At 58.4% G+C, this 24,528-nt stretch carries 22 protein-coding genes and 1 pseudogene; 15 read left to right on the forward strand and 8 right to left on the reverse strand.

The window, feature by feature from the left end; genetic code table 11:
- Positions 1–120: 120 nt before the first annotated feature.
- The gene (locus tag DIE13_RS30410) at positions 121–468 is read left to right on the forward strand and encodes a hypothetical protein (RefSeq protein ID WP_260435144.1); all 348 of its coding nucleotides are present in this window, start codon (positions 121–123) and stop codon (positions 466–468) included.
- Between the two features lie 14 nt (positions 469–482).
- On the opposite strand, the pseudogene DIE13_RS30415 reads toward DIE13_RS30410, so the two are convergent.
- The 6 genes and pseudogenes from DIE13_RS30415 to DIE13_RS30440 all read right to left on the reverse strand — a co-directional run.
- Positions 483–1,390 (reverse strand): annotated as a pseudogene (locus tag DIE13_RS30415) (IS3 family transposase); the annotation flags it as partial.
- A gap of 107 nt (positions 1,391–1,497) precedes the next feature.
- Complete coding sequence (locus tag DIE13_RS30420) at positions 1,498–2,085, reverse strand: hypothetical protein (protein ID WP_124830718.1); 588 nt, start codon at positions 2,083–2,085, stop codon at positions 1,498–1,500.
- Positions 2,086–2,171: 86 nt separating this feature from the next.
- A complete protein-coding gene (locus DIE13_RS30425) occupies positions 2,172–2,597 on the reverse strand; it encodes a nuclear transport factor 2 family protein (RefSeq protein WP_124830719.1) in 426 nt (141 codons plus the stop codon).
- Positions 2,598–2,896: 299 nt separating this feature from the next.
- Complete coding sequence (locus tag DIE13_RS30430; RefSeq protein WP_039340456.1) at positions 2,897–3,943, reverse strand: DUF3445 domain-containing protein; 1,047 nt, start codon at positions 3,941–3,943, stop codon at positions 2,897–2,899.
- A 12-nt stretch (positions 3,944–3,955) separates the two neighbouring features.
- Complete coding sequence (locus DIE13_RS30435) at positions 3,956–4,921, reverse strand: PDR/VanB family oxidoreductase (RefSeq protein ID WP_060159572.1); 966 nt, start codon at positions 4,919–4,921, stop codon at positions 3,956–3,958.
- A complete protein-coding gene (locus tag DIE13_RS30440) occupies positions 4,918–5,520 on the reverse strand; it encodes a dimethylamine monooxygenase subunit DmmA family protein (RefSeq protein WP_039340459.1) in 603 nt (200 codons plus the stop codon). Before DIE13_RS30440 ends, DIE13_RS30435 begins: the two co-directional genes overlap by 4 nt.
- Here DIE13_RS30440 and DIE13_RS33070 point away from each other — a divergent pair.
- The 12 genes from DIE13_RS33070 (at position 5,519) to lhgO (ending at position 20,098) form a co-directional block, all read left to right on the forward strand.
- Positions 5,519–5,677, forward strand: a complete 159-nt coding sequence (locus tag DIE13_RS33070; RefSeq protein WP_157644950.1) for a hypothetical protein — start codon at positions 5,519–5,521, stop codon at positions 5,675–5,677. The genes DIE13_RS30440 and DIE13_RS33070 overlap by 2 nt on opposite strands.
- Positions 5,678–5,779: 102 nt before the next feature.
- Complete coding sequence (locus DIE13_RS30445; RefSeq protein ID WP_185731224.1) at positions 5,780–6,958, forward strand: PAS domain-containing protein; 1,179 nt, start codon at positions 5,780–5,782, stop codon at positions 6,956–6,958.
- The gene (locus tag DIE13_RS30450; RefSeq protein ID WP_124830721.1) at positions 6,945–8,402 is read left to right on the forward strand and encodes a sigma-54 interaction domain-containing protein; all 1,458 of its coding nucleotides are present in this window, start codon (positions 6,945–6,947) and stop codon (positions 8,400–8,402) included. Before DIE13_RS30445 ends, DIE13_RS30450 begins: the two co-directional genes overlap by 14 nt.
- A 191-nt stretch (positions 8,403–8,593) precedes the next feature.
- On the forward strand, positions 8,594–10,096 hold the full coding sequence (locus tag DIE13_RS30455; RefSeq protein ID WP_060159592.1) for an aldehyde dehydrogenase: 1,503 nt from the start codon (positions 8,594–8,596) through the stop codon (positions 10,094–10,096).
- 137 nt (positions 10,097–10,233) lie between these two features.
- Positions 10,234–11,772: an APC family permease gene (locus DIE13_RS30460; protein WP_124830722.1), complete on the forward strand. Its 1,539-nt coding sequence runs from the start codon at positions 10,234–10,236 to the stop codon at positions 11,770–11,772.
- A gap of 281 nt (positions 11,773–12,053) precedes the next feature.
- Positions 12,054–12,533 (forward strand): hypothetical protein, encoded by a 480-nt coding sequence (locus tag DIE13_RS30465; RefSeq protein ID WP_089433957.1) that lies wholly within the window; start codon positions 12,054–12,056, stop codon positions 12,531–12,533.
- A 76-nt stretch (positions 12,534–12,609) separates the two neighbouring features.
- A complete protein-coding gene (gene gabT / locus DIE13_RS30470; protein WP_260435145.1) occupies positions 12,610–13,917 on the forward strand; it encodes a 4-aminobutyrate--2-oxoglutarate transaminase in 1,308 nt (435 codons plus the stop codon).
- A 102-nt stretch (positions 13,918–14,019) separates the two neighbouring features.
- Positions 14,020–15,255 carry a CaiB/BaiF CoA-transferase family protein gene (locus DIE13_RS30475; protein ID WP_124830723.1) on the forward strand — a complete coding sequence of 412 codons (1,236 nt, stop codon included), beginning with the start codon at positions 14,020–14,022 and terminating at the stop codon, positions 15,253–15,255.
- Positions 15,252–16,679 carry an aldehyde dehydrogenase family protein gene (locus tag DIE13_RS30480; RefSeq protein WP_089433956.1) on the forward strand — a complete coding sequence of 476 codons (1,428 nt, stop codon included), beginning with the start codon at positions 15,252–15,254 and terminating at the stop codon, positions 16,677–16,679. Before DIE13_RS30475 ends, DIE13_RS30480 begins: the two co-directional genes overlap by 4 nt.
- Before the next feature lie 334 nt (positions 16,680–17,013).
- Positions 17,014–17,817 carry an HAD hydrolase-like protein gene (locus DIE13_RS30485; protein ID WP_124830724.1) on the forward strand — a complete coding sequence of 268 codons (804 nt, stop codon included), beginning with the start codon at positions 17,014–17,016 and terminating at the stop codon, positions 17,815–17,817.
- A 123-nt stretch (positions 17,818–17,940) separates the two neighbouring features.
- Entirely contained in the window at positions 17,941–18,885 is a 945-nt protein-coding gene (gene glaH / locus DIE13_RS30490; RefSeq protein ID WP_124830725.1) for a glutarate dioxygenase GlaH, read from the forward strand.
- 13 nt (positions 18,886–18,898) lie between these two features.
- Complete coding sequence (gene lhgO, locus DIE13_RS30495) at positions 18,899–20,098, forward strand: L-2-hydroxyglutarate oxidase (protein WP_124830726.1); 1,200 nt, start codon at positions 18,899–18,901, stop codon at positions 20,096–20,098.
- A 64-nt stretch (positions 20,099–20,162) separates the two neighbouring features.
- Here lhgO and DIE13_RS30500 read toward each other — a convergent pair whose 3' ends face one another.
- Positions 20,163–21,083 (reverse strand): LysR substrate-binding domain-containing protein, encoded by a 921-nt coding sequence (locus DIE13_RS30500; protein WP_124830727.1) that lies wholly within the window; start codon positions 21,081–21,083, stop codon positions 20,163–20,165.
- Between the two features lie 638 nt (positions 21,084–21,721).
- On the opposite strand from DIE13_RS30500, the gene DIE13_RS30505 reads away from it, so the two are divergent.
- Positions 21,722–22,855, forward strand: a complete 1,134-nt coding sequence (locus tag DIE13_RS30505; protein WP_124830728.1) for a porin — start codon at positions 21,722–21,724, stop codon at positions 22,853–22,855.
- Between the two features lie 120 nt (positions 22,856–22,975).
- Here the strand turns inward: DIE13_RS30505 and DIE13_RS30510 are convergent, their stop codons facing one another.
- A complete protein-coding gene (locus DIE13_RS30510) occupies positions 22,976–23,632 on the reverse strand; it encodes a FadR/GntR family transcriptional regulator (RefSeq protein ID WP_158077514.1) in 657 nt (218 codons plus the stop codon).
- A 165-nt stretch (positions 23,633–23,797) separates the two neighbouring features.
- Here DIE13_RS30510 and DIE13_RS30515 point away from each other — a divergent pair, with 165 nt between their 5' ends.
- A complete protein-coding gene (locus tag DIE13_RS30515; protein ID WP_185731225.1) occupies positions 23,798–24,505 on the forward strand; it encodes a gamma-glutamyl-gamma-aminobutyrate hydrolase family protein in 708 nt (235 codons plus the stop codon).
- Positions 24,506–24,528 lie beyond the last annotated feature (23 nt).

Here is a 24,528-nt window from a genome sequence, read left to right on the forward strand (position 1 = left end):
TACGGCTCCTTTCATACTGAAAAAGTCCGCCGAAAACTCGCTTACATCATGGCACTGTTTACTGGGGGCCGCTCATTCCAACGGAGATGACAAACCGTAGCCGTAGCTGCGAGCAGTTGCATGGAGTTGCCCCTGTATCTCCGGACACGCGCTAGAACAAACTTGTCAATATTGCGAATCAGGTGTTCGACAGATGTCCGTAATGACGCCATCCGCGAAGATCTTGCCCTCCCACATCTGGATTTCCTTGCCGACAGCCAGAAGTGGGGCAACCAGGGCGAAGGACAGAAACTTTGCCGGTACATCGTGTTCGTGACCAAGTTCGAGAAGTCGACCTTCCAGCAACCAGCGACAATCGAAGTGCCGACCCTCGATGACCAGGGGGCAACCGAAGTGCGTACCCGGATTTACGAATACCGGCCCATCTCGTCCTCCTTCGGCCGTGGTTCTGAGCCGGAGACGAAGTAGCACATCAGGTTGCATCAGACTCCCTCCCTGACCATAGTTCGCCTGAACTCACGTGGAGAGCGATATTTCAAGGCGCTATGTGGATGCTGCTCGTTGTAATGCTCAAAGGCGATGGCGAGATTGCGCACGGCCGTCGCCGCGTCGGGCTTCGGCATGAAGGTCACGTAGTCGCGTTTCATCGTCTTCACGAAGCTCTCCGCCATGCCGTTACTTTGTGGGCTGCACACCGGCGTCGTCAATGGCTTCAGGCCGATGTCGGCAGCGAAGGCGCGGGTCTTCTCGGCAATGTAGCCCGAGCCGTTATCCGTAAGCCATTCTATTTCCGCTGGCGCCTGCAAGGCGTCGCCAAAGCGGTGCTCGATGGCCGCGAGCATCACGTCACGCACGATGTTCCCGCTGTGGCCGCCGGTCGTCGCCGCCCAGCTCATCGCTTCGCGGTCGCAGCAGTCCAACGCAAACGTCACGCGCAGCGGTTCGCCGTTGTCGCAACGAAACTCGAAGCCGTCAGAACACCAGCGTTGATTGCTCTTCGCCACGGCGACCTTGCCGTCATGCCGACGCTGCGGCATGGTCCTGCGCTCGACCAGCAAGCTGTGTACGCGCATGACGCGATAGACCCGCTTGACGTTAACGGGGGCCGCGCCTTGGTTCTCCCGCAGGCTTCGAAGCCTGCCCCAGACGCGCCGGTAACCCCAGCTCGGCAAGTCGGCGATGATGTGCCGGATTTCCTCGACCAACTTGGCGTCGTTGGTGTGCCTCACCGTGCGCCCGTCACGCCAATCGGCAGGTCGGGCGAGCTTCGCCGTCACATTCGAGCGCGCTACGCCGAGAACTTCGCAGACCTGTTTCACTGGTCGTCCCCCGGCAACGATGGCGAGCGCTCAATCCATTTTTTTGCTCGACCGTACCGCACGGCGCTCTGACCGACGTGCCTAGGTGTCCACCGATTGCGGTGGTGGCGAGTCGGGACGTGCGCCGTTGCGCAGCCAAAGAGGGCCGCGATTGCCGACCAGACTTCGAACTGGCGCGTCAGAGTATGAGATAGCCTCGAGCCAGGGTCCGCCTCAATGACGTTTCCCCGCGAGTCCTGGGTGCGCTCAGCGACGCGTCGCCGACATGAACACCCATTGCAAGCATGTCGAGTAGCGCTCGCAGTCTGCGTTGGCGGGACAGTATTTCCGAGAATGCAGCGTTCTCACGGAAGATGCGCGCTTGCAGTGCGCGAACAGTCGTTTCAGTTTGATCTGCAATGGTCGCCAGCGTCCATCGGTCATGGGGATAGAGGAATATCTTCCGAGCGAGCGCCAGCGAGATCGAGGCCGTCTTGGTGTGGGTTGCGAGAGACAGGTCCCCCCAGTCCTTCGCCGTCATCGTCACGCCGCAATCGTGCTCGCAAAGAATGTGAACCACCGCCTCAGCTGCACCGCTGACATCCGGTTCCAATTGATAATCGAAGCGGCGACTCACCGGAATCTGAATGCAACGTTGTCGTTGGCTCGGCACCAGCTCGATACCTTCGACATTCTGCAATCCTCGCGCGCATTTGATGATTATGTCGAATGGAAAGCTCAGCCCGTAGAGGTGTAGCGAGCGGGTGACCGAAAAGTCGAACTTCATCGTAGGCTAGCCCTGAAACATCGACCAAAGCGTGGAAGGAATTCCCGCGCGAATATCGCGCGGGTAAAGGTCATCGTTCCGACCGTTCAAACGCCGGCGACCGCACCTTTGAAACTCCCTTCAACGTACATCTGTCCTTTGCAGGTCCATTTGCCGTCAATGCGCTCCCAAACGTAGAGCACCTTGTACGGATGAACTTCCTTCTGGCCGTCCGTTGACACGAGTGTGACCTCCGCAAAGTCCCATCCGGCATCACCCACCCGGTGGGCCGAGACGGACTTGGCCTCAAAGGTGTATGCACCGACGAAGTCGGCGTAAAGCGTTTCGATAGCCTTCGCTCCAATGGCCGTCTCCTCTTCCGCACCGACGGACCATGCATCGGACGTGAAGAATTCGTAGGCGACGGTACCTGCGTTGTTGGTCGCGAAACCGTTAGTCAGCACCGCGTAATTCGCGGCAATCGCTTGTTGAAACGCTTGGTCCAGTTGCTCTTCAGATTGCGCTTGCGACATGAATGTCTCCTTGGTTGAAAGTAACATCGGAAAAGAGCGAGAAAGTCGTCCAGCAGCGGGATGGACGCGAGCACTCGAAGTCGTCGCTCGCGACCTTCGCAGTTCCACGTAAGGGTGCCGTGCGTGAGGGTGATGTAGCGCGAGGGCACTCACACTGACTTGAAGCCGCACACGGGTGAAATACGCCGCCGGCAATCAACCGCGGCGCGGGTTTCCACGATCCTGATATCACACTGGAATATTCGCTGCCGGGTACATGGGCAGGCGCCGGGAAACACGCGGCGCCTGCGCAAAGGCGCTTACTCCGGACCGTTTCCGGGAGAAGTCGGAGCGCCGTCGTCGAACTTCGACAGGTACTCAACCATCAAGTCGTGGTAAAGCGTAAAGCCCTTGTAGTCCCGGATTTCAGGGTTCAGGTCTCGCAAGACGCGGTGCATGCGACGGCCCCACTTCGGGATGGTGCACAGTTCTTCGAGGCTTGCGAAATACGTCCGCACGGGAAACACGATCGCGTTGCTCCGTGGCAAACGGTGCAGCGGCTGCAACTCGACGCGCATATTGACCTTCTTGCCCACATCGTCGAGCGTGAGCTTCGCTCTGTCGGGGGCCCACTCCGGCAGCGTCTCTGCGGACGTCTCGAGGCGCGGGTTGACGGTAAAAGTCCAGTTGAGACGCCGCACCGGATGGCCGATACGCATGCGCTTGAGGAACTTGAGGCCCCGCTCGAGAATGCCGCTGTCGTGCAGCGACGAGATCGTCGGGCCGTGCCACTCCTTCCAGCTCATGCCAAGGTTGAAGCGCAATGAGTAATCGGCGCGTTCGGTCGCCATCGCAGCGGACCAATAGAGGGTATCGTCGCGGTCATCCACGACGATCCATTCACCTTGAGCCTGGCGAGTGATGTATTCCATCGGCTCATACGGCAGGGTTTTCGGGTCGCCGAAGGTGAAGGTGTCCTTGATGTTCAGCAGCTTGTTCTCCCACGTCCACTGCGAGCCGTCAATGCTCAAAGTGAAGTACTCCGGGTAGTCGGCCGCATACGACTCCATGATCAACTCGAGCAGGTCCCACTGCGCTTGCATCATGTTGGGCAGCGCCTTGAAATGCTGCCCGGGACGCTCCTCCAATGCAATCGCGCGTTCCTTCATCTCCGCGACGTAATGCTCGTCGATGTCGAAGTTGGCGGCGTACACGGTACCGGGAACCTTGACGTGAGGCTCCAGATTCATCGTGTACTCGTACTTGTCCTCGAAGAACGGGAACGGCCAACGCTGGATACTTTCTTTGCTGTTCCGGAACGTGTAATCGTCGCGGAAGGTTTCGGTCGTGTTGAAGACGATAGACATGATTCGCTCCGGTTACAGGTCGAGGACAAGCTTCTTGCATTTGGCGCGGGACACGCAGGGCATCATCTTTCGATTGGATGCCTTGATGTCGTCGCTGAGCCAGATGTCTCGATGTTCAATTTCACCATCGAGTTCGAGCACGTCGGTTTCGCAGTGCCCACAGGCACCACCACGGCAGAGGTAGGGCATGTCGAGGCCGGCGCCCTCGATTGCCTCGAGCAGGCTGAGTTCGGGCGGGACCATGATCCGCTTGTTGGCCTTCTTCAGAAACGCCTCGAACGCGTCTCCAGTCGATGCTTCAACGAACTCTTCCCAGTGAATGTGGCTGTCCGCCCACCCGAGCGCGCGTGCGGAAGCGACAACCGCTTCAATCATCGGAGCCGGGCCGCAAATATAGACATCGGAGCCCAACGGCTGATTGCCGAGAATCGCGTCAAAGTCGATCTGAGCGTCAGCGCTGTCGTAGTAGAGCTCCGTGGACCCGATCTCGTCGCCCGCGATAAATTGCTTCATCCCGTTGTGGTCGGTGTTGCGGACCGCGTAGTGCAGTTCATAAGGGACCGAGCCGACCTGAAGGTCGTGAATCTGGGAGATGATGGGCGTGATGCCGACGCCGCCTGCAATAAAGATGTGCTTCAGCGACCGACGGTTAAGCGGGAAATTATTGACCGGATGCGTGATGTGAAGCGTCATGCCGACGCGAACATCGTTGTGCATGGCGAGCGATCCACCGCGACCATTGTCTTGGCGACGAACGCCGATTCTGTACGACGTCGTGTCGAACGGCGTGCTCATCAGCGAGTACGGGTTGCGATAGATTTTTCCTTCGTCGGGAATCAGCACAACCACGTGACTTCCGCCGGAGAAGCCGGGAAGCGGCTTGCCGGAAGGGTCCTGAAGGGTGAATACCTTGATGAGCGGGGTGATGTCTTCAATTGCGGTGACAACAACCGGCAACGTACCTGCATGCGCGTTCATGTGTCGAGCTCCTCTGCCGCCGGCATGTTGCCGGTCTGTTCCGCGTCTGCCTTCACGCCCATGAATGCGGCCAGGCGACCCGAGTAATGATCGCGAACCACGAGGTCAAGGCCGCAGCCGGGGCACTTGAAAACACGATGCGTGACGTTCTCCGTGTAGGTATCGCAGTGAACACACCAGACACGGCGAACGTATGTGCCGCCGTGCTCGCGCAGCACCTCGTCGCTGTTCAGGTTGAACTTGTTTGCGACTTGCATCGCCGTACCGATGAAGCTCTCCGAACCGGCCAGATAAAGACGCAGTCCAGTCTTCGCCGTCGACAAATACGTTTCCAGGTAACCGACGAGTTCGGCGTTCGACTTGAAGAGCCTGAGGTTCTCCGTTTCGATGGCCTGAAGCTCCGCCGAGAAGTCCTTCCCCGAAAACGACTCGGTGGAATAGAAGACGACGATGTGCTCTGACTTGTCGGACAACTCGCCGAGCAAACGCAAGAGCGCTTGGCCCCCGCTTCCCTGACCCGCTATGACGTGGAGCGCACCGTTGGACATCGGTGCGAGGACGTCATACACCGGACGGCTTTTTATGCCGGTGATTAACATGGTTGAAGCCTCCTTGGACGTTCGTTCGATCCGTCGCCGCGTCGGCAGCCACATCAAGGCAGCCGCAGCAAACGAGTTCGCCCTACTGCAAAGCGAGACTCGTGCCAGCAGCCTGAACGCCTTGTCGCACATGGAGCGTCAGGGAAATCCCTACTAAAAAATAACTATCTCAATATTTTTGATCGATGCAAATTCGCAGCAACGAGCAACAAATGCGCATCAGTCCCGACGTCGGGACGGCGCTGTGATGGAGGTCCTCGTGCTGTCAAACATCCCGGTATTGGCGCTCACCATCGCGAGGTCGGGAGCGGTGCTCGACGCAAGCACGCTCCTGACGGAATGGTGCGGAAATGTCGAATCGCTCATCGGTATGCCGAGCGCCTCCCTCTTTACAGGGAATTCAATAGGTATCCTTTATAACTATCTGGTGCTCCCAACGCTTGACACGGTGACCGCAAACGAAGAACTCGAGATGGTGCTGGAAGGTGTACCTACGGCCGTCAGTTCCCGGCTCGTCGGGACGCTTCATGACGGAGAACCGGCGTTGCAGGTTTTCGCGGTCGAGAGTGTTGGAGGAAGGCAGCTTCTGGCGCAAGTGCAGAATGGTGCCGAACTGCTGCGTGGTTACATCGAAACCACGAGCCAACCTATGTGGTGCATAGAGTTCACTGAACCCGTCAATCTTCAGGAGAGCGAGCCGGAGATCATCCGCCAGGTGTTTTCCAACGAGTGTCACTGGTCGAACTGCAACGAAGCAATGTCGCGCTTCTACTCGCTGCCCGAAGGCGTGGACATTAACGACCAACCCGTCCGAACCTACTTCCCTCGCAGCCCCCAGAACGAGGCATTTGTACGCAATCTCATCCGGAATGACTTCAACGTCGATCGCAGCCTCACGATCGACCTGAAATATGACGGGTCGACGATGTATGTCGAGAACAACGTTCGAGGCAAGATTCAGGGCGGCTATCTCACCCGGATGTGGGGGACGCTGCAAGACCTTACCGACTTCAGAAACGAACGTGACAAGCTCGTACAGTCTGCAGAGACCGTCCAGCGCATTCTCAGCGCGATACCCGATGCGATTCTGGTCGCAAGCAGAAGCGGGACCATCACCGCAGTCAACCCCGCTTGCGAACGGCTCTTCAACTGTCCCGCGTCGAGCATCTTGCACGGCCGGATCGGCGATTTCATCTCGCTCGCCGATGCCGACGTTGCACGCAAGTGGAGCAACGGCGAAACGCATCGCTGGCTTGATGTCGTCAAATTCTCGAACGGCGCCGTGATGGACTGTGATGTGCGAGTCGGCCCGGTAGGGGACGACCTATTCTCGGATTTCGTTTTTTCCATTCGTCCTGTCGCACCTGTCGTGCGCAGTTCCGGCCAGGCGCGGCGCGCCGTCACCGTTTCGAAGAGGTCCTCGAATGAAGTTCGCTGACATGTCCGAGCGGGACGAGACCGGCTGGTCGCATGACGAACTGCTGGAATTTCTCAACGACCCTCGATGGAGCACGATCTGCGACCTATTGCCGGACGGGATGCTCATGATCGACCGAGGGGGCGTGACCCGGTATGTGAATGCGGCGGGTGAAAGCATGAACGAGTTGCCTAGAGCCTCCATCGTGGGCCGGCCGCTACTCGAGTTCGTCAACGAGTCATTCATACAATGCCCTGGCGTCCTGGAAGCGTTCAACAAGGGGGAGCGCTACCACGAGAACCTCGTCGATGGCACGGGCCGACGTCTCGTGATTACGGGGCGAGCCTTGCGTGACAGCAAGGGCGCCATGACCTGCTACATCATTCTGCAGCGTAACCTCGACGCCTTCACCAAGGGCGCCCCGTTGAATGCCGGGCAGGGCGGCAAGGAGGCGAGCCAGCCGCAATCCGAGCCGAGCCCGTTGATGGGGGTGACGGAAGACACGGCGAGATTGCTGACCGTTGGTCAGCGCGCGATCTCGATGGGGAGTCGCGTGCTGTTGCTGGGCGAGTCCGGTGTCGGCAAGACGGAATTTGCGAAGTTGCTGCACCGCCGTTCCGGCCGGGAAAGCTCGCCTTTCGTCCACGTCAACTGTGCGGGTATTCCCGAATCCTTGTTCGAGTCGGAAATGTTCGGCTATGAAAGGGGCTCCTTCACAGGTGCGCTTACTCGGGGCAAGCCGGGTCTGATCGAATCCGCCGACGGGGGAACGTTGTTTCTCGACGAGATTGGCGAGACACCGTTGCAGTCGCAGGCGAAACTGCTGATGGTTCTTGAATCGGGTCTGGTGCAGCGGGTCGGCGCGATGCAACCGAGAAGGGTCAAGGTCAATGTGGTAGCGGCGACCAACCAGAATCTGCGTGAACTGGTGGAACAGGGCCGCTTCCGTCGGGACCTTTACTACCGGTTGTCGGTGGTCGTGCTTTCATTGCCTCCACTTCGTCTGCAGCGCGACCTGATCGATCCTCTGGTGGAGCGCTTCCTTTCGTCAGTCAACCAGCGGCGCGAGACGCCGCTGCAGCTCACCAAGGCGTGTCGGGACAAGCTCCGGCAGTACGCGTTTCCCGGCAACATTCGAGAGCTTCAGAACCTCATCGAATACCTGTCGGTGGCATGCGAAAGCACGGCAAGCGAAGAGGATCTGCCGCTCGAGGCATCCGCAAGCGGGCCGTTCGATGGTGGGGAGCCGCTCGGCATCGGCCAGCATGTATTGACTGTCGATATCGTCGATGAGAGCGAGACATCAGAGCTCAGTCTTAAAGCGCTGGTACGTCGCTACGAGAGCAAAGTCATCGAGGATGCCATCAGGCGCTGTGGCAGCAAACGCAAAGCCGCGGAGTTGCTCCAGACGGACATCGCCACCATCTCGAGAAAGAGCAGACCCTCTGCCGCTGCAGAAGCATGATGCGGAAACGCATCGTTCGATACGACAGTGCATCAACCGATATTTCAGGAAGCTAACTAAAGCCAGCAAACCTAATAGATACAAGGCTTCTCTCGCGCAGGCATGCAATTGGCACGGAAGGTGCATTAGTGTAGTCCGACTGGCGGTTCGTTCGGAGCACCAGCTAAAACATGTTTGAGGAGCATCAAGAAATGAGCGAAGAAGTCAAAGTGGTTGATTGGCATGCCAAGGCAAAAAGTCTCGATGTCCAGACGAAACTGTTCATCGACGGCCAGTTTGTCGATGCAGTCGATGGCGGTCGGTTTACCACGGTCAATCCGGCAACTGGCCTTGACCAGCACACGATGGTGCGCGGCAACGAGAAGGACATCAATCTTGCGGTGGCCGCCGCTCGCCGCACCTTCAAGGAAGGGGTTTGGTCGAGGATGGCGCCGCGCGACCGAATGGATGTGCTGTTCCGCCTGGCTCAACTCATCAACGAACATACCGAAGAATTCGCGTTGCTGGACTGCCTCGACATGGGCAAGCCCATCAGCGATCTTTTGAACGGCGACGTACCGTTCTCGGCTCACACGTTCCAGTACTTTGCCGAAGCAATCGACAAGATCGAAGGGGTTGTCACCAACACCGCGTCGAGCGCTTTCCATTTCATCTCCCGTGAGCCCATCGGTGTCGTCGGTGCGGTGACGCCGTGGAATTATCCGCTGATGATGGCAGCGTGGAAGGTCGCGCCGGCGCTGGCTGCGGGTAACTCGGTCGTCCTTAAGCCGGCTGAGCAATCGCCGACGAGCGCGCTCCTGCTCGCGCGTCTGTTCGTGGAAGCGGGTGGCCCGGCAGGCGTGTTCAACGTGGTGAACGGCTTCGGCGAAGACGCGGGCAAGGCGCTCGCGTTGCACAAGGATGTCGACAAGATTTCCTTCACGGGGTCGACGGAAGTCGGCAAGCTGATGATGATCTACGCCGGCCAGTCCAACATGAAGCGGGTGACGACGGAGTGTGGCGGCAAGAGCCCGCAAATCGTGTTTGACGACGTAGCAGACATCGATACGGCCGTCCGATACGCCGTGAGCGGCATCTATGGTAATCAGGGCGAGGTTTGTAGCGCCGGTTCGCGCATCCTGGTGCAGCGCGGCATCTACGAGCAGTTCGTGAAGAAGTTCGTCGAACTGGCGCCGACGATGTTCAAGCCGGGCGACCCGCTCGATCCCGACACGACCATGGGTCCGTTGGTGACGAAGGAACAGCACAAGCGCGTGTCGTCATACATCGACATCGGGCAGAGCGAAGGGGGTGTTCTCGCGCTGACCGGGCAAATTCCGGCGGAGCTTCGCGCTGGCAACTTCGTGGCGCCGACGCTCTTCACCGATGTGAATCGCAATATGCGCATTGCGAACGAGGAAATCTTCGGACCCGTTGCAGCCATCATGCCGTTCGACAGCGAAGAGGAAGCGGTCGATATCGCAAACTCGTCCATTTATGGGCTGGCTGCCGGTATCTGGACATCGAATGTCACCCGCGCCCACCGCGTGGCGCGCAACGTCGAATCGGGAATCGTCTGGGTGAATTGTTACGACCACGGCGACATGACGCAGCCTTGGGGTGGCTTCAAGCAGTCGGGGCAGGGGCGCGACAAGTGCTTCGAAACCATTCTTGCTCACACGCAGAGCAAGTCCGTTTGGCTCAATTTGGAGTGAAACCGCATTGCCGGAGGAAGTCGGCGCATGACCGCGCCGACCCGGTCGGCAAACTGGCGCAACACCGTGCATAGCGGTGTGGCGCCGGCCCCAAACGCCGTTTCGCCTGAATTTTCCATCTGAAGGTAGGAGACAACATGTCCTTCTCTGACCCCCGCTCTGCCGACGACGACTCGGCGCAACTCGCAGCGTTGGGCTACACATCGAGCTTCGACCGCTCGATGGGCCTGTGGCAAAACTTTGCGCTCGGCTTTACCTATCTTTCTCCCGTCGTGGGCGCGTACACGCTGTTCACGTTCGGCATGACGACGGGGGGGCCTCCGTTCATCTGGTCCTATCTGATTGCGGCAATTGGCCAGATGTTTGTCTGCTTGATTTTTGGCGAGGTCGTGTCGCAATTCCCGATTGCCGGCGGACTTTATCCGTGGACACGACGCCTGGTGGGCGCGCGCTGGGCATGGATGAGCGGTTGGGTTTATATGTGGGCTTTGATTACAACGGTGGCCGCTGTCCCTGTTGGCGGTGCGCCGTTCTTTGCCTATCTGCTGGGGTTCGACGTCACACCGAAAACGACGACGATCATCGCCATCGTACTTTTGCTCGGGTCGACGCTCATCAACCTTCTCGGCACGAAGACGCTGGCACGCATTGCGATGTTCGGTTTCATCTGCGAGGTGCTGGGCGCGTTGCTCGTCAGCGGTTACCTGCTCCTTTTCGGCCGTCTGCAGCCGCTTCACGTCATCTTCGAGACGTTCAGCTTCAGTGCAGGTGGTTCGTATCTGCCCGCCTTCCTTGCCGCGGCGTTGGTCGGCATGTTCTGTTGCTATGGCTTCGAAGCATGCGGCGACCTTGCAGAAGAAACACCGAACCCGGGCAAGGCGATTCCGCGAGCGATGCGGATGACGATTTACATCGGTATCCCCGTCACCATCTACGCGTGCCTTGGCCTCATCCTTGCGGTACCCGACCTGCAGGCTGCCATCTCGGGCAAGGACGCGGACCCGATCAACACCATCCTTACCCATGCTTTCGGCTCGATTGGCGCACGGGTGGTCTACGGGATTGTGCTGATCTCACACGTGTCGTGCATTCTCAGCCTCCAGGCCGCGGTCAGTCGGCTGGTTTATGCCTACGCTCGTGACAAGATGATCATTTGCAGCGGCTTCCTCTCCCGCATCTCTCCGCGGACTCACGTGCCGGCCGCGGCGCTGGTGGTTGCCGGTATCGTGTCCGCGTTCATCGACTGCATCGGGTTCTTCGTCCAGGATGCGCTGAACATTATTGTCAGCTTTGCCGCGGTCGGCATTTACGTCGCGTTCCAGATGGTGGTGCTCGGTGCGATGTTCGCCCGCGTGCGCGGCTGGCGCCCGGCCGGTCAGTTCTCGATGGGCAACCTCGGATGGCTGGTCAACATCCTTGCGCTCACCTATGGAATCGGCGCTGTCGTCAATATTCTCTGGCCGCGCACTCCGACAGCTCCGTGGTACATGAACTACTCCATGCTGCTGACCCTGGTCGTGGTCGTCGTCTCCGGGCTGCTCTATCTCTTCATCGGCAAGCCGCACCGCAAGAGTGATGCTCCGGCCGGAGACGCGCATTTGCTCACTAGGCAACGGCAGTTTGCGTCTGGCGAGCATGGTGCGTTTCATGAAGTAACGGCCTCGCGGAACCTCTGACGAATGGTCTTGGGACTCTCCGAGCGCTGAAGTTGTTCCAACCAAAGATGCCACTCGACAGCATGCAGCGGGCTAACGTAGTAATCCTTAGTAAATGGAGGATGAAATGCGATACAAACATTTGATCGCGGGGCTCCGCCACTTTTTGGCAGAAGCGTTTGTGCTGTGCTTTGCATTTCGCACGGGCGTCTGACCTTTGGTCCGGGCGGCCCCTGGTTGAAAGGGGCCGCTCCAGGCTGGCGTTCTGCGTTCCACGTTCAAAGACTATTTGAAGGTCAAACATGAAAATCGGTGTGATGTTGTTCGGCTGCAGTGTCCTGCTCGCATCTGCGGTCGCGTCAGCTGAGCCAGTGATCTTGTCGAGTGGCTGGACGGCGGATTTTTCGCCCAGCATCGCGGAAGGCGCGAATCGCTCGACGGCGGTGTTTCAACTGCGTGGCAGCTACAGGGTAAGTCTGCCGTCAAAGGGCGATGTTTTTTTCGACACCACGTGTGTCGGAATCGAGACTGATACGACGGTGGGCAAGGACGTTACGGCGAAAGGCACCGGCCGCTGCGAGATGAAGGACAAGGACGGTGACAAGCTTCTGAGCGCCATCGATACCGTATACGACGGCATCACGTTCAAGCTTCAGGGAGGCACCGGAAAGTGGAAGGCTGCAACGGGCCAGCTCGTCTCAAAAGAAGTGTTTACCAGCCAGGCGGACACCCGCTGGACTGGGTTCGGTAGTGGAAAGGGCGAAATTACCGTCTCGAAATAACGACCGAGCCGTCGTCCCGGCTTGATCTTTGAATTGTGATGACCACCCGGTCATCCCGTATCAACAGGAGTGAAAGATGTCGAATAACGAGCAAACGAACCAGGCTTTGATGGCGCGACGCGCTCGCGCCGTTCCCCAAGGCATTGGGAATGCTCATCCAGTATTCGCGGAACGCGCGGAGAACGGGGAAATCTGGGACGTCGAAGGCAAGCGGTATATCGATTTTTGTGCCGGTATCGCCGTTCTCAATACGGGACATCGACACCCGAAGGTGTCGGCAGCGGTTGCGAAGCAGGCCGAGAAATTCTCCCACACGTGTTTTCAAGTCGTGGCCTACGAATCGTACGTCGAGCTTGCGGAACGGCTTTCGGAACTTGCCCCTGGCCAATTCCCAAAGAAGGCTTTCTTCATGACGACCGGTGCCGAAGCGGTCGAAAACGCCGTCAAAGTCGCCCGTTACTACACGAAGCGCTCGGCTGTCATCTCGTTTGACGGTGCTTTCCATGGCCGTACGTTCATGGCGATGGCGCTGACAGGCAAGGTTGCGCCCTATAAGGCCGGTTTCGGCCCGATGTCGGCAGAGGTCTATCAGGCGCCGTTTCCGTCGGAGCTGCATGGCGTCTCGGTCGACGATGCCATTTACGGCCTCGAACGGTTGTTCAAATACACGGTGGACCCACAGCGCGTTGCTGCAATCATCGTGGAGCCGGTCCAGGGCGAAGGTGGCTACACGCCCGCCCCGACCGAATTCCTCAAGCGACTGCGGAACATCTGTGACACGTACGGCATCGTCTTCATCGCGGACGAAATCCAGACCGGTGTTGGCCGGACCGGACGGATGTTCGCGATGGAGCACTCCGGCGTCGTGCCGGACCTGACCACGATGGCTAAGGGACTGGGCGGCGGCATGACGATCTCGGCCGTTGTTGGTCGCGCCGACGTGCTGGATTCGATTCCTCCCGGCGGGTTGGGAAGCACGTACGCAGGTCACCCGATGGCCTGTGTCGCGTCCCTCGCGGTTCTCGACGTCATGGAGGAGGAATCCCTCTGCGCGCGAAGCGAGGCGATCGGCGAGCGCCTGCGTTCCCGCTTCAACGGCCTGCGTGCCCATGTCCCTGAAATCGCCGACGTACGCGGTCTCGGCGCCATGACAGGGATTGAATTCATGAAAGATGGGCAGCCGGCTCCCGACATCGTGACGAGTCTGAAGGCCGAAGCACAAAAGGAAGGGCTTCTCCTGTTGACGTGCGGATCGTACGGCAACGTTTTGCGCATCATGCTCCCCCTGACGGCTTCGAACGCGCTCATCGATGAGGGCATGGACATCATCGAGGGCATCCTCCTCAAGTTGACGGCCGGCGCCGGCGTCGTACAGCTGGCCTGAACGTGTCGGCATACGGGTAAGCGTCGCTCGCTTATCCGTGCCGGAAATGGGCGCGGCTTCGGTTCGCGCCTTTCTTCAATGCTTCTCTAGCCTGGCTGATCGATGAGTTCCGCATTGTCCGACGTAAAGGTGCTCGATTTGTCGCGAGTACTCGCTGGCCCTTGGGCCACGCAGATTCTTGCCGACCTCGGTGCCGACGTGATCAAGGTCGAGCGTCCGGCGCTTGGCGACGAGACGCGTGCATGGGGCCCTCCGTACCTGAGAGACCGCGATGGGAATACGACCTCGGAGTCGGCATACTTTCTCGCCGCCAATCGCAACAAGCGTTCGCTCGCCATTGATATCGCGACCGCCGCAGGCCAGAAAATCATCCGGGACCTCGTCGCGAAGTCTGATGTTCTTGTCGAGAACTTCAAGACCGGCGGCCTGGTGCAGTACGGGCTGGACTATGACAGCCTGAGAGAACTGAATCCTCGCCTGATCTACTGCTCGGTGACGGGGTACGGGCAATCGGGTCCGTACGCCAATCGCCCAGGGTACGACTTTGCGATCCAGGCGATGGGCGGATTGATGAGCATTACCGGCGTGCCAGACGGTCAGCCGGGTGCCGGGCCGCAGAAGGTGGGTGTGGCACTGACCGACGTCATGACAGGCATCTACGCGAGTTCGGCCATCCTCGCGGCCCTTCATCATCGGACGGTGACGGGTGTAGGCCAGCGGATTGACCTGTCTCTTCTGGACGTGCAACTCGCCACGTTGGCCAATCAGGCGTCGAACTTTCTCACGACCGGGATTTCGCCCGTCCGATTGGGCAATGCCCATCCGAACATCGTTCCGTATCAAGACTTCGAGACGTCGGACGGGCGAATCGTAATCGCGGTCGGGAACGATGAACAGTTCAAGGCGCTGTGCAGGACGATCGGTTGCGAAGGGCTGCCGAATGAGGAGCGCTTCGCGACCAATCGCAGACGCGTCGAGTTCAGAACGGTGCTTATCCCGCTCCTTCGTGAGCAAATCAAGCTTTGGCGCAATGCAGAGTTGCTGGCTGCCCTCGAGGCTGCTGGCGTTCCTTGCAGCCCGGTCAACGACATCGGCCAGGCGTTCCAGGACCCGCATGTATCGGTGCGGGGGGCGGTCATTGAACAGCCGCACCCATTGGCCGGGATTGTGCGTACGGTGGCAAGTCCGATTCGGATGAGCGAAACACCGGTTGACTACAGGAATCCGCCACCACTCCTGGGGCAGCACACCAGGGAGATACTCGAAGGTGTGCTGGGCCTGTCGAACGACGTCATTGAGCAACTTCAGAAACAACGCGTGATCAAGGTACTCAAATGAAAACGAGCTACATCGGTGGGCAATGGCGTCCCGGTTCGGACGGCTACCGAAACATCAACCCGTCCGATACATCTGACGTGGTCGACGAATTCTCACAGGCGGACGAGAGCCTGGCTCTCGAGGCAATCGACGCCGCGTACCAGGCGTTCACTACCGGGCAAGTACTCGGCGTGCAAGCTCGCGCTGATGCACTGGATCGCGTGGGCACTGAACTCCTCGCCCGGAAAGAAGAGCTGGGCGAGCTGCTTTCACGGGAGGAAGGAAAAACCCGTGCGGAAGGTATCGGTGAAGTGGCGCGCGCCGGCCAGATCTTCAAATTTTTCGCGGGCGAAGTCCTTCGCGTACGGGGTGAACACCTCGAATCTGTCAGACCCGGCTTGAGCGTCGACATCACCCGTGAGCCAGTCGGCGTCGTCGGCATCATCGCGCCGTGGAACTTCCCGATTGCCATCCCGGCGTGGAAGATTGCGCCGGCGCTCGCTTATGGTAACTGTGTGGTGTTCAAGCCGGCAGAACTGGTGCCATCGTCCGCGTGGGCATTGAGCGAAATCATCAGTCGTGCCGGGTTTCCGGCGGGCGTCTTCAACCTCGTTATCGGCCGTGGCAGCGTCGTAGGGAAGGCGCTCCTCGAGAGTCCGAAGGTTCATGCGATCAGTTTCACCGGCTCCACCGGGACTGGGGCGCGGGTCATGGCAACGGCCGGCGCACGCTTTGCAAAGTTGCAACTCGAGATGGGCGGAAAGAACCCGTTGCTCGTGACGGATGACGCGGACATGGAGACGGCACTCACCTGTGCTATCCAGGGATCCTTTTACTCTACCGGCCAGCGATGCACGGCATCGAGCCGAATCATCGTCACGCACGGCATCTATTCCAGATTCCGCGACGCGCTCGTCGAGCGGCTTTCGCACTTGCGCGTGGGTCACGCGCTCTCCGCAGACACGCACATTGGGCCGGTGGTCGATTCCGAGCAGTTGCAGACCGACCTGGAATACATCCGGATCGGGCGGGAAGAAGGTGCGACGCTTGCGTTCGGCGGAGACCGTATCAAGCGCGACACGGACGGATTTTTCCTCTCGCCGGCACTGTTCGCGGACGCGAGCAGCGGAATGCGTATCGCCCGCGAAGAAATATTCGGCCCGGTAGCATGTCTCATCCCGGCACGAGATTTCGACGACGCGCTCCAGATAGCCAATGATACGGAATTCGGGTTATCGGCAGGCATTTGTACGACGTCGCTCCAATACGCCACACGCTTCAAGCGCGAAGCGCAGGCCGGCATGGTGATGGTCAACGTTCCCACCGCCGGGGTCGATTATCACGTCCCTTTCGGCGGGCGCAAGGGCTCGAGCTACGGCTCGCGGGAGCAAGGCAGCTACGCAGCGGAGTTCTTCACTACCGTGAAGACCGCTTATAACGGTTAGGGCCGACTGGGTTCGTCCAGTCCATCCGTGAATGGCTTTGGCGGCACCGAAGATTCGGTGCCGTTTTTTTTGTCTCCATCAGCGTCTGATTCATTTTTGTGATGCTTGTAGTGCAGCAAATTGCAGGAATGAATCACGCGGGCGGCTTGTCAATTCAAAAACTGGCTGTCAAGCCTTGAGCGGTCATTCGCTGTCGTGCTTGGCACGAAATGTGTATCAAGGAATCCACGAAATCCTGGTCGTTAGTTCGCTTCCCCGAAAGTGGTTCGACCGCCTACCAGCCTGTGGCAAGACGCAGATGCGCGTTTTGGACACTTCTCATTCGAGGTGACACGTGTCGACTGAAGTATTGATTTTCAGCCTTGATGGCGCATTGGCAGACACAGATTCACTGCACCTGCTGGCATTCAACACCGCTTTTTCTCGTGTCGGGCTCAGCTTGCGTTGGACGCCCGAGGTGTATCAGCGCTTGCTGTCCGTGAGCAGTCGTCCTCAGCTTCCTGCCTGCTATCAAGAGCAGGTCGAAGCGGACTGGTCGGACGATTTGCTCGGGAGCATCGAGGCGGAACGGGTAGAAGCATTCAACCGACTCCTCAAGGAGCGAGGGCTGGCGTTCCGTCCGGGTGTCGCGCGGGTGCTTCAACAAGCGGAACAGGGCGGCTATCGCATCGCAGTCGTCAGCTGCCAAACGCCGAGCTCAGTATCGATGGCACTGGAGTCACTGTTGGGCAGCAACTGGACGTCGACCATCTGCGCCGTTGCCTCGGGAGACGGCACGCGATTCAGCGAGGTCACCAGCGGTATGTATCAGCGTCTGCTTCACACGCTTGAGTTGCCAGCGAATACTGCCGTCGCGCTTGCCGCGACAACCATCGGTGTTCAAGCCGCCTCGGCTGTCGGTATCTGGACGGTTGCGCTACCGAGTTTCTGGACGGAGAGCCAGGACTTCTCGGCTGCTCAAATGTTGCTTCCGCACCTGGGCGATGAGGCGCGGCCGTTGCTTAACGTGGTCGGAATCAAGGAGCTCAACGCGGGCGTCTTGACGGTTCGTGCCATCACACGTATTCGGCAGCGAATCGCGTCGTCCGGTCACAGGCAGCTGACGGTGCCGCTACGTTCGTCAGTCCGTCGCGCGTAAGGCAAACGGATGAACAAATCAGTTTTTCTGAATTGAATCACACCCGAATCGAATTGAGAGCCGCCCAAGTCAAAACTAGAATGGTTCATACCCGCACCACATCTGCGAAGGAGAGGCGAAAAAATGGATACCGCACAAGTGACTGAAATTAGGAGTCCGTATGGACTGGCAAAGGGCGAGCGCTTCCATGTCGGACAGAATCCGCATCATGCACGCATTCGCCACATTGAAGTCGACCAGGAAGTACTCGATCGATTCTTTGAGCAAACACGTGAAATCAACAGCCAGAATCTCGAGTATGTACCGTATATGCGGTTCGTCCTCGCAGGCAAGCTGGAAGCAATGCTGGGGAAGAGCTTCACCGACACCGTGCGGAGCATCCTGCGCGACCGCGCTTCCGGCGGGCTGACCATCGGTGTGCAAGGCGCGGCGAGCAACGCGGACGACTACGTGAAGTTCGGCACGGCCATGGCTCATCTTGTCGGGCCAGCCAACCATGACTCGATGTCGGGTACGTACTACGCTCGCTTCTTGGTGAAAGATACGGATAACAGCGATTCCTACCTGCGTCAGGCGTATCGTCTGTTCACGCTGCACACCGACGGAACTTTCGTCGATGAGCCGACTGACTGGCTGCTCATGATGAAGTTTAGTGAACAGAACGCTGTCGGTGGCGAGTCACGGCTGCTCCATTTGGACGATTGGGAACAGTTGGACCAGTTCGTCAATCACCCGCTCGCCTCTTACAAGTTCACGTATAAGTCTCCGCCTAGCAAAAATGTGGGGCAGCAAGTCGAACGGCGTACGTTCTTCAATGTCGACGGCAAGCCGGGCATCTGCTTCATCGACCAATTCGCCAATCCGGAGTCGATCGACCACGCGTACTACCTGCAAAGTCTGTCCGAGTCGATGGAAGCGTCAAAGGGAACGGCTGCTATCCCGCTGCCCGTCGGCGACCTTGTGATGTTGAACAACCTGTTCTGGCTTCATGGCCGGGCGCCGTTCGAAAAGAACCCGGGACTGCACCGCGAGCTGATGCGCATTCGCGGGGAATTCACGCAACTGTGAGGCGTTAGACGTTATGAAGCGGCCATATGACTTTGCCATTGTCGGCGGCGGTATCGTTGGACTTTCGACCGGGATGGCGCTAACGAAGCGGTTCCCCGGCAAGAAGATTATCGTCATCGAAAAAGAGAACTCCCTCGCTGAACACCAGACTGGTCACAACAGCGGTGTAATCCACTCAGGTATCTACTACAAACCAGGGAGCTTCAAGGCGAAGTTCGCGCGTGCCGGTAGCGAGTCGATGGTCCGCTTCTGCGAGGAGCATGCGATTGAACACGAAATCTGCGGGAAAGTGATTGTTGCGACCAAGCCCGAGGAACTTCCCCTGCTTGAGAATCTGTACAAACGCGGGCTCGAGAACGGCCTTGCCATTGAAAAGATTGGGCCGGACCAGTTGAAGGAGATCGAGCCCCACGTCGCGGGCTTGCAAGCGATTCGAGTTCCTGCCGCTGGCATCGTGAACTACAAACAGGTTTGCCAGATGTACGGCCGAATCATCACCCTGGGTGGAGGCGAAATCAGCCTGGGTGAGCGGGTCCTGGCGATTCGCAAGAACGCATCGAACGTTGAGATTGAAACACGTCAAGGGGTTGTCCAGACGAAGTTCGTCATCAACTGTGCCGGCCTTCACTCGGATCGCGTCGCGAGGATGGACAACGTCGCCGACGACTTGAAGATCGTGCCGTTTCGGGGCGAGTATTACGAGATTCGACCCGAACGCCGACATCTCGTGAAGCACCTGATCTACCCGGTACCGAACCCGAATTTCCCGTTTCTCGGGGTTCACTACACCCGGATGATTGGTGGTCACGTTGAAGCGGGGCCCAATGCAGTGCTGGCCTTCAAGCGCGAGGGTTACCGCAAGAGGGACTTCAGCCTTCGAGACCTTGGCGAAGTCTTGATGTACCCGGGCTTCTGGAAGCTGTCGTCGAAGTACTGGCGGGAAGGACTCGAGGAAATGCAGCGCTCAGTGAGCAAGGCGGCTTTCGTCAAGAGCCTGCAGCAGCTCATTCCCGAGATTCACGAAAGCGACCTCGTGGCTGCGCCTGCCGGCGTCCGCGCACAAGCGCTGAAGTCCGACGGCAGCCTCGTGGACGACTTTCATCTCATTCCAGGCGACCGATCCATTCACGTTTGCAACGCTCCGTCTCCTGCAGCAACGGCGTCGATCGAGATTGGAGAACATATCGCCCGCGCTATCGACCTTGCCGGTTGAGGCGACGGAAGCGCGCATCAGATGATATTTCAGACGGAGGGTGTGCTCTGGCGCCCCTTCGTCGCTATTCGACTCGCGTCCCACCCATTCGAATGGCGATGTCCCGCAGGCTCGCGACTAACGGCGATTGGTCATTCCTGCGCAAGACAAGATACAACTCTGAATCGTCCTGGATATCTAACAATTGGCGAAACACTAACCCGGGAAGCCTGATGTTTCCGATACTCTCCGGCACGATTGCCACGCCGTGGGCGGACGCGACATGCACGAGAGCCGTGAGGAAGTCCTTCGTCTGGAGCTCAATCCTCGGTGTAAAACCGGCGTCTCGACCGATTGCCAACAGATGACGGGCAAAGCCAATGTCTCGCTCGAATTGAGGTGCCGTGAAGGTCTCGTCGGCGAGCTCTGCCGCGTGTATCGCTTCCTGTCCTGCCAGGCGATGAGTTTGTGGTAAGGCGACAACTAGCCTTTCTCTCAACAAAAGAATCTGGTCGACTTCTTCGCGGTTGCCTGCGGCTGTTCGCACAATGCACGCATCGAGATCCCGTTGATGGAGTCGTTGAATTTGAGCCGGGCTATCCAGCGAATGTAGCCCGGTTCGCACCTGCGGATAGCTTTCGGCATGGCTAGTCAGTAACCGTTGTACGACGCCGGCGCATGCCGCGGAAATCACGTATCCGATTTCCAGCGCACCAAGTTGTCCACGCCCGGCCATCATCGCAACGCGCTTCGCGTTCTCGGCTGCAGCGAGCGTCTGTCTGGCCTCTTGCAGGAACAACAAACCCGCTGCATTCAGGGTAACCGAGCGCTTCGTCCTTATCAGCAGCTTTACGCCGAGCTCCTTTTCAAGCGCAAGTATCTGCATGCTCAGCGCAGATGGAGCGATGTCGAGCGTTTCCGCAGCATTCGCGAAGTGCAGTTGTTCGGCAACGGTCACGAAGTATCGAAGCTGTCGTAGGTCCATGCGAGCGGTCTTCTTTTGCACTTGGTCAATCGTGGCGGAATGGTTCACATGATACCCAGCCGCCGGATATTCGCAAATGAAGGCATGTGAGTCGCTGTCGCGTGTGTCGTCACATGGGTGGGCTCTGATGGCAGAGCCGCATCACTGCATCACGGGTGCCGCAGTTCTGCATCACCTCGGCAGTAGGGGAAATCGCCTACGCTGATTCGCTAACGTGCTGATTCGACGGAAAAAAGCGATGTCGACGCGTGATTGGCATTGTTCCTGCTCTTAGAGGTCACACAGACGGCAGCGGTTGGCAGCCGGGGTTCGCGGACAATCCGTTCCTTCGAGATGCAACGTGTGTCATATAGGACAACGAATGGTACGAATGATCTCTGCTGCGCATGGATGTGTACGGACCATAACGGTTTCCGTCTGCCAGGTACTGGGTCTCATTGTCGCCATATGGCTGGCGTCACAACCGAATCGCGATGCCTTTCACCCAAAGGTCGGGATCTGCAGTTGTCGTCCAGAGACGATGCAGATGATTCGGGAGAGCAGCCGACAGGCGTTACGGACGCCCCATGCGATCGTGGACTGCCACGACCAGGGCCGTCACGAAACAGGTCCGAACGGAAGTCTGTCTTCAATTACCTCACTCTCATAATAGGTTCTTCATGCAAAAGTCTCTGTCAGTCGCCGCCGCCACGTTCATCTTTTCGACTGTCGCCAGCGCACAAGGTAGCGTTACCCTGTATGGGGTCCTCGACGAAGGCCTGAACTTCACCAACAACGCTGGCGGAGCAAAGGCATATCAGATGTCGACCGCCGACCTGGGCGTCAGCCGGTTCGGGCTGAAAGGCAGCGAAGAACTTGGCGGCGGCCTGCATGGCATCTTTCAACTCGACAACGGCTTCGATATCAACAACGGTCGGCTGTCGTACGGAGGGCGGCTCTTCGGCTACAACGCATACGTGGGTCTGCAATCAGACGCTTTGGGATCGCTGACGCTGGGTCGCCAGTTCGACTCCATTACGGATGTGCTGGGTCCGCTGACGGCCAATGGCAATTGGGCCGGGACGCTTTTCTCACACCCTTTGGACAACGACAATACGGATGCGACATTTCATATCGATAACGCCATCAAGTACACGTCTGGTACTTACGGTGGTTTCTCCGCCACCGCGATGTACGGGTTCAGCAACCAGGCCGGTGGTTTTGCACTGAATCGAGCAGTGACGGCAGGCATCAAATACACGTATGACACGCTTACCGTCGGGGCAATTTATGCAGACCTTTCGTCTCCGGGTGCATCTCAGACCGGTGCCCTTACCACCGACGACGCAGGATTTGTCGCGGGGAACCAAAAGATCTACGGCATTGGCGCAAACTACGGCATTGGTCCTGCGACGCTAGGGCTCGTGTACACGCATATGAATGTGTCTCGGCCGGCAAGCTCGATATGGGTTGGCGACCTGAGAACGAGCAACGGAAGCACCAGGTTCGACAACTTCGAAGGGAACGTAAAGTACGATATATCGCCTGCCTTTTCCGTCGGCGGCATGTATACCTATACGCGCGCCAAGGTGAACAGCGGCGGGGGGGCGTCGTCCATTCACTGGAACGAAGGTGGCGTCATGGCCTCCTACTCGCTGTCCAAGCGAACCGTGCTCTATGCGCAAGCGGTGTATCAAAAGGTTTCGGGTGCGACCGGCACCGTGCTCGACAACGCATTCATTGTTGGTTCAGCTGGCGTTTCCTCGAACTCGCATCAAGTCGTGTCCCGCGTCGCCATGATGCATACCTTCTGAGTCGCCGCGACGAGCGACGTCATTGAACACGGGGCGGTTCGAATAATTCGAACTGCCGCACATGGATTTCGCCAGACGAACGCACGACCGGATCTGGCGCGATCTGCAAGCGTGGCGATATCAACAACCCAAGAGTGGTTTGCACCATTCGAACGTTGATTCAACGTGTGCGATCATCTCTCGCCTTGCGCCGTCGGCGTCCCGCGCGGCAATGGCCGACACCAATCGCCGATGTTCAAAGGAAAGCGTTCCTTTCACCGGTGTAATGAGAGGCAGCGGCATGATCAGACGGTTCATCTGCGCCTGTATTTCTACCTCCTCACGCAGCAGGTCCGGAGACTTGGCGGCTTCCGCTATCAAGGTGTGGAGGTGTGCATCGGCCATGCGTCTTGCCGGTACGTCGGTAGGCTCCGCGTCAAACCGTCGGGCCGCCTCTTCAATCCTCCGGATGTCTCTCTCGCTGCCCCGTTCGGCTGCAAGGAAGCAGGCCTCTCCGGATATTGCGCGGCGCCAGTCGGTGAGACTTCGGAGTTCACTCTGTGTGAATGTGTTTGCTCCCGCCACTTCTCGCAAGCGCTGGCCGACATTTTCTGCAATGTAACTACCGCCGAACCGCCCACGTGTTGTCACGACCAGCCCTAGTTCGCGCAGGGACGCGAGTGCGGTGCGAAGCGTCATGGGTGCCACCCCGAACGTACGGGCGAGTTCTTCCTCCCGAGGCAACTTGTCGCCGGGCCGAAACTCACCGGTCGTGATGCTTTCGGTTACCTTGCGCACGATTGTTTCGGGTGCACTCTGCCCCGCGATAGGGGTAAGTGTGGATGCGAAAGCTTTTTTGTCCATAATCTCTAGGTGTTATAGTTTTACCGTCGACACTCAATTATACTCCTTATGTCAGAAGTTGCTAAAAAAGTGCCCGCTCGCGTCTTGGTATCCTGCGTCATGGACTCTGAGCTCGCTGCGCCGGAATTGAACCTGGCGCTCCGGACCTTGGCGAACCACACCGTTTCGAAACTGGCCAGAGCAGGCCTCGACGCAGGCATGGTGGACGCTGCTCATTCGTCCAGAGATCCCGCTGATCTTATCAGCGAGTATGACGGACTTGTCGTGCTCGGCGGCAGCGACGTTCACCCCGGAAATTATGGTGACGACACCTTGCATCCGTGCTCATATGGGATCAACCCGCGAGCTGACGATTTTGAGATCAAGCTCGTTCGCGCCGCGATGAAACGTTCGATGCCATTCCTGGGCATTTGCCGGGGAATGCAAATTTTGAACGTTGCGCTCGGCGGCTCGCTTCTGCAGGACGTTGGCACCCAGTCCATTCACAATGTATCTGCAAACAACACGCAATTCATCACGCACAGCGTACGGATTCTGCCTGATAGCAAGCTGGGGGTGATCTACCGCACTGGCCAGATCATCGTCCATTCCGCACATCACCAGGCCGTTCATGAGCTCGGAGAAAGCCTTATCGTTTCAGCCGTCGCGCCGGATGGCATCACTGAAGCGATCGAGATAGCGGGCGATCAATGGGGGGTAGGCGTTCAATGGCATCCGGAATACCCTGGTGCTGATCAGGTGCAATTGGAGCTGTTATTTTCCGCTCTGGAACGTGAGTGTTCGAACTATTCGAAGATTCGCTCGTGAATTTCTGGTTGATTTATTAAGGA

The sequence above is a fragment of the Burkholderia sp. Bp9016 genome, assembly GCF_003857765.1.
Classification (GTDB): domain Bacteria; phylum Pseudomonadota; class Gammaproteobacteria; order Burkholderiales; family Burkholderiaceae; genus Burkholderia.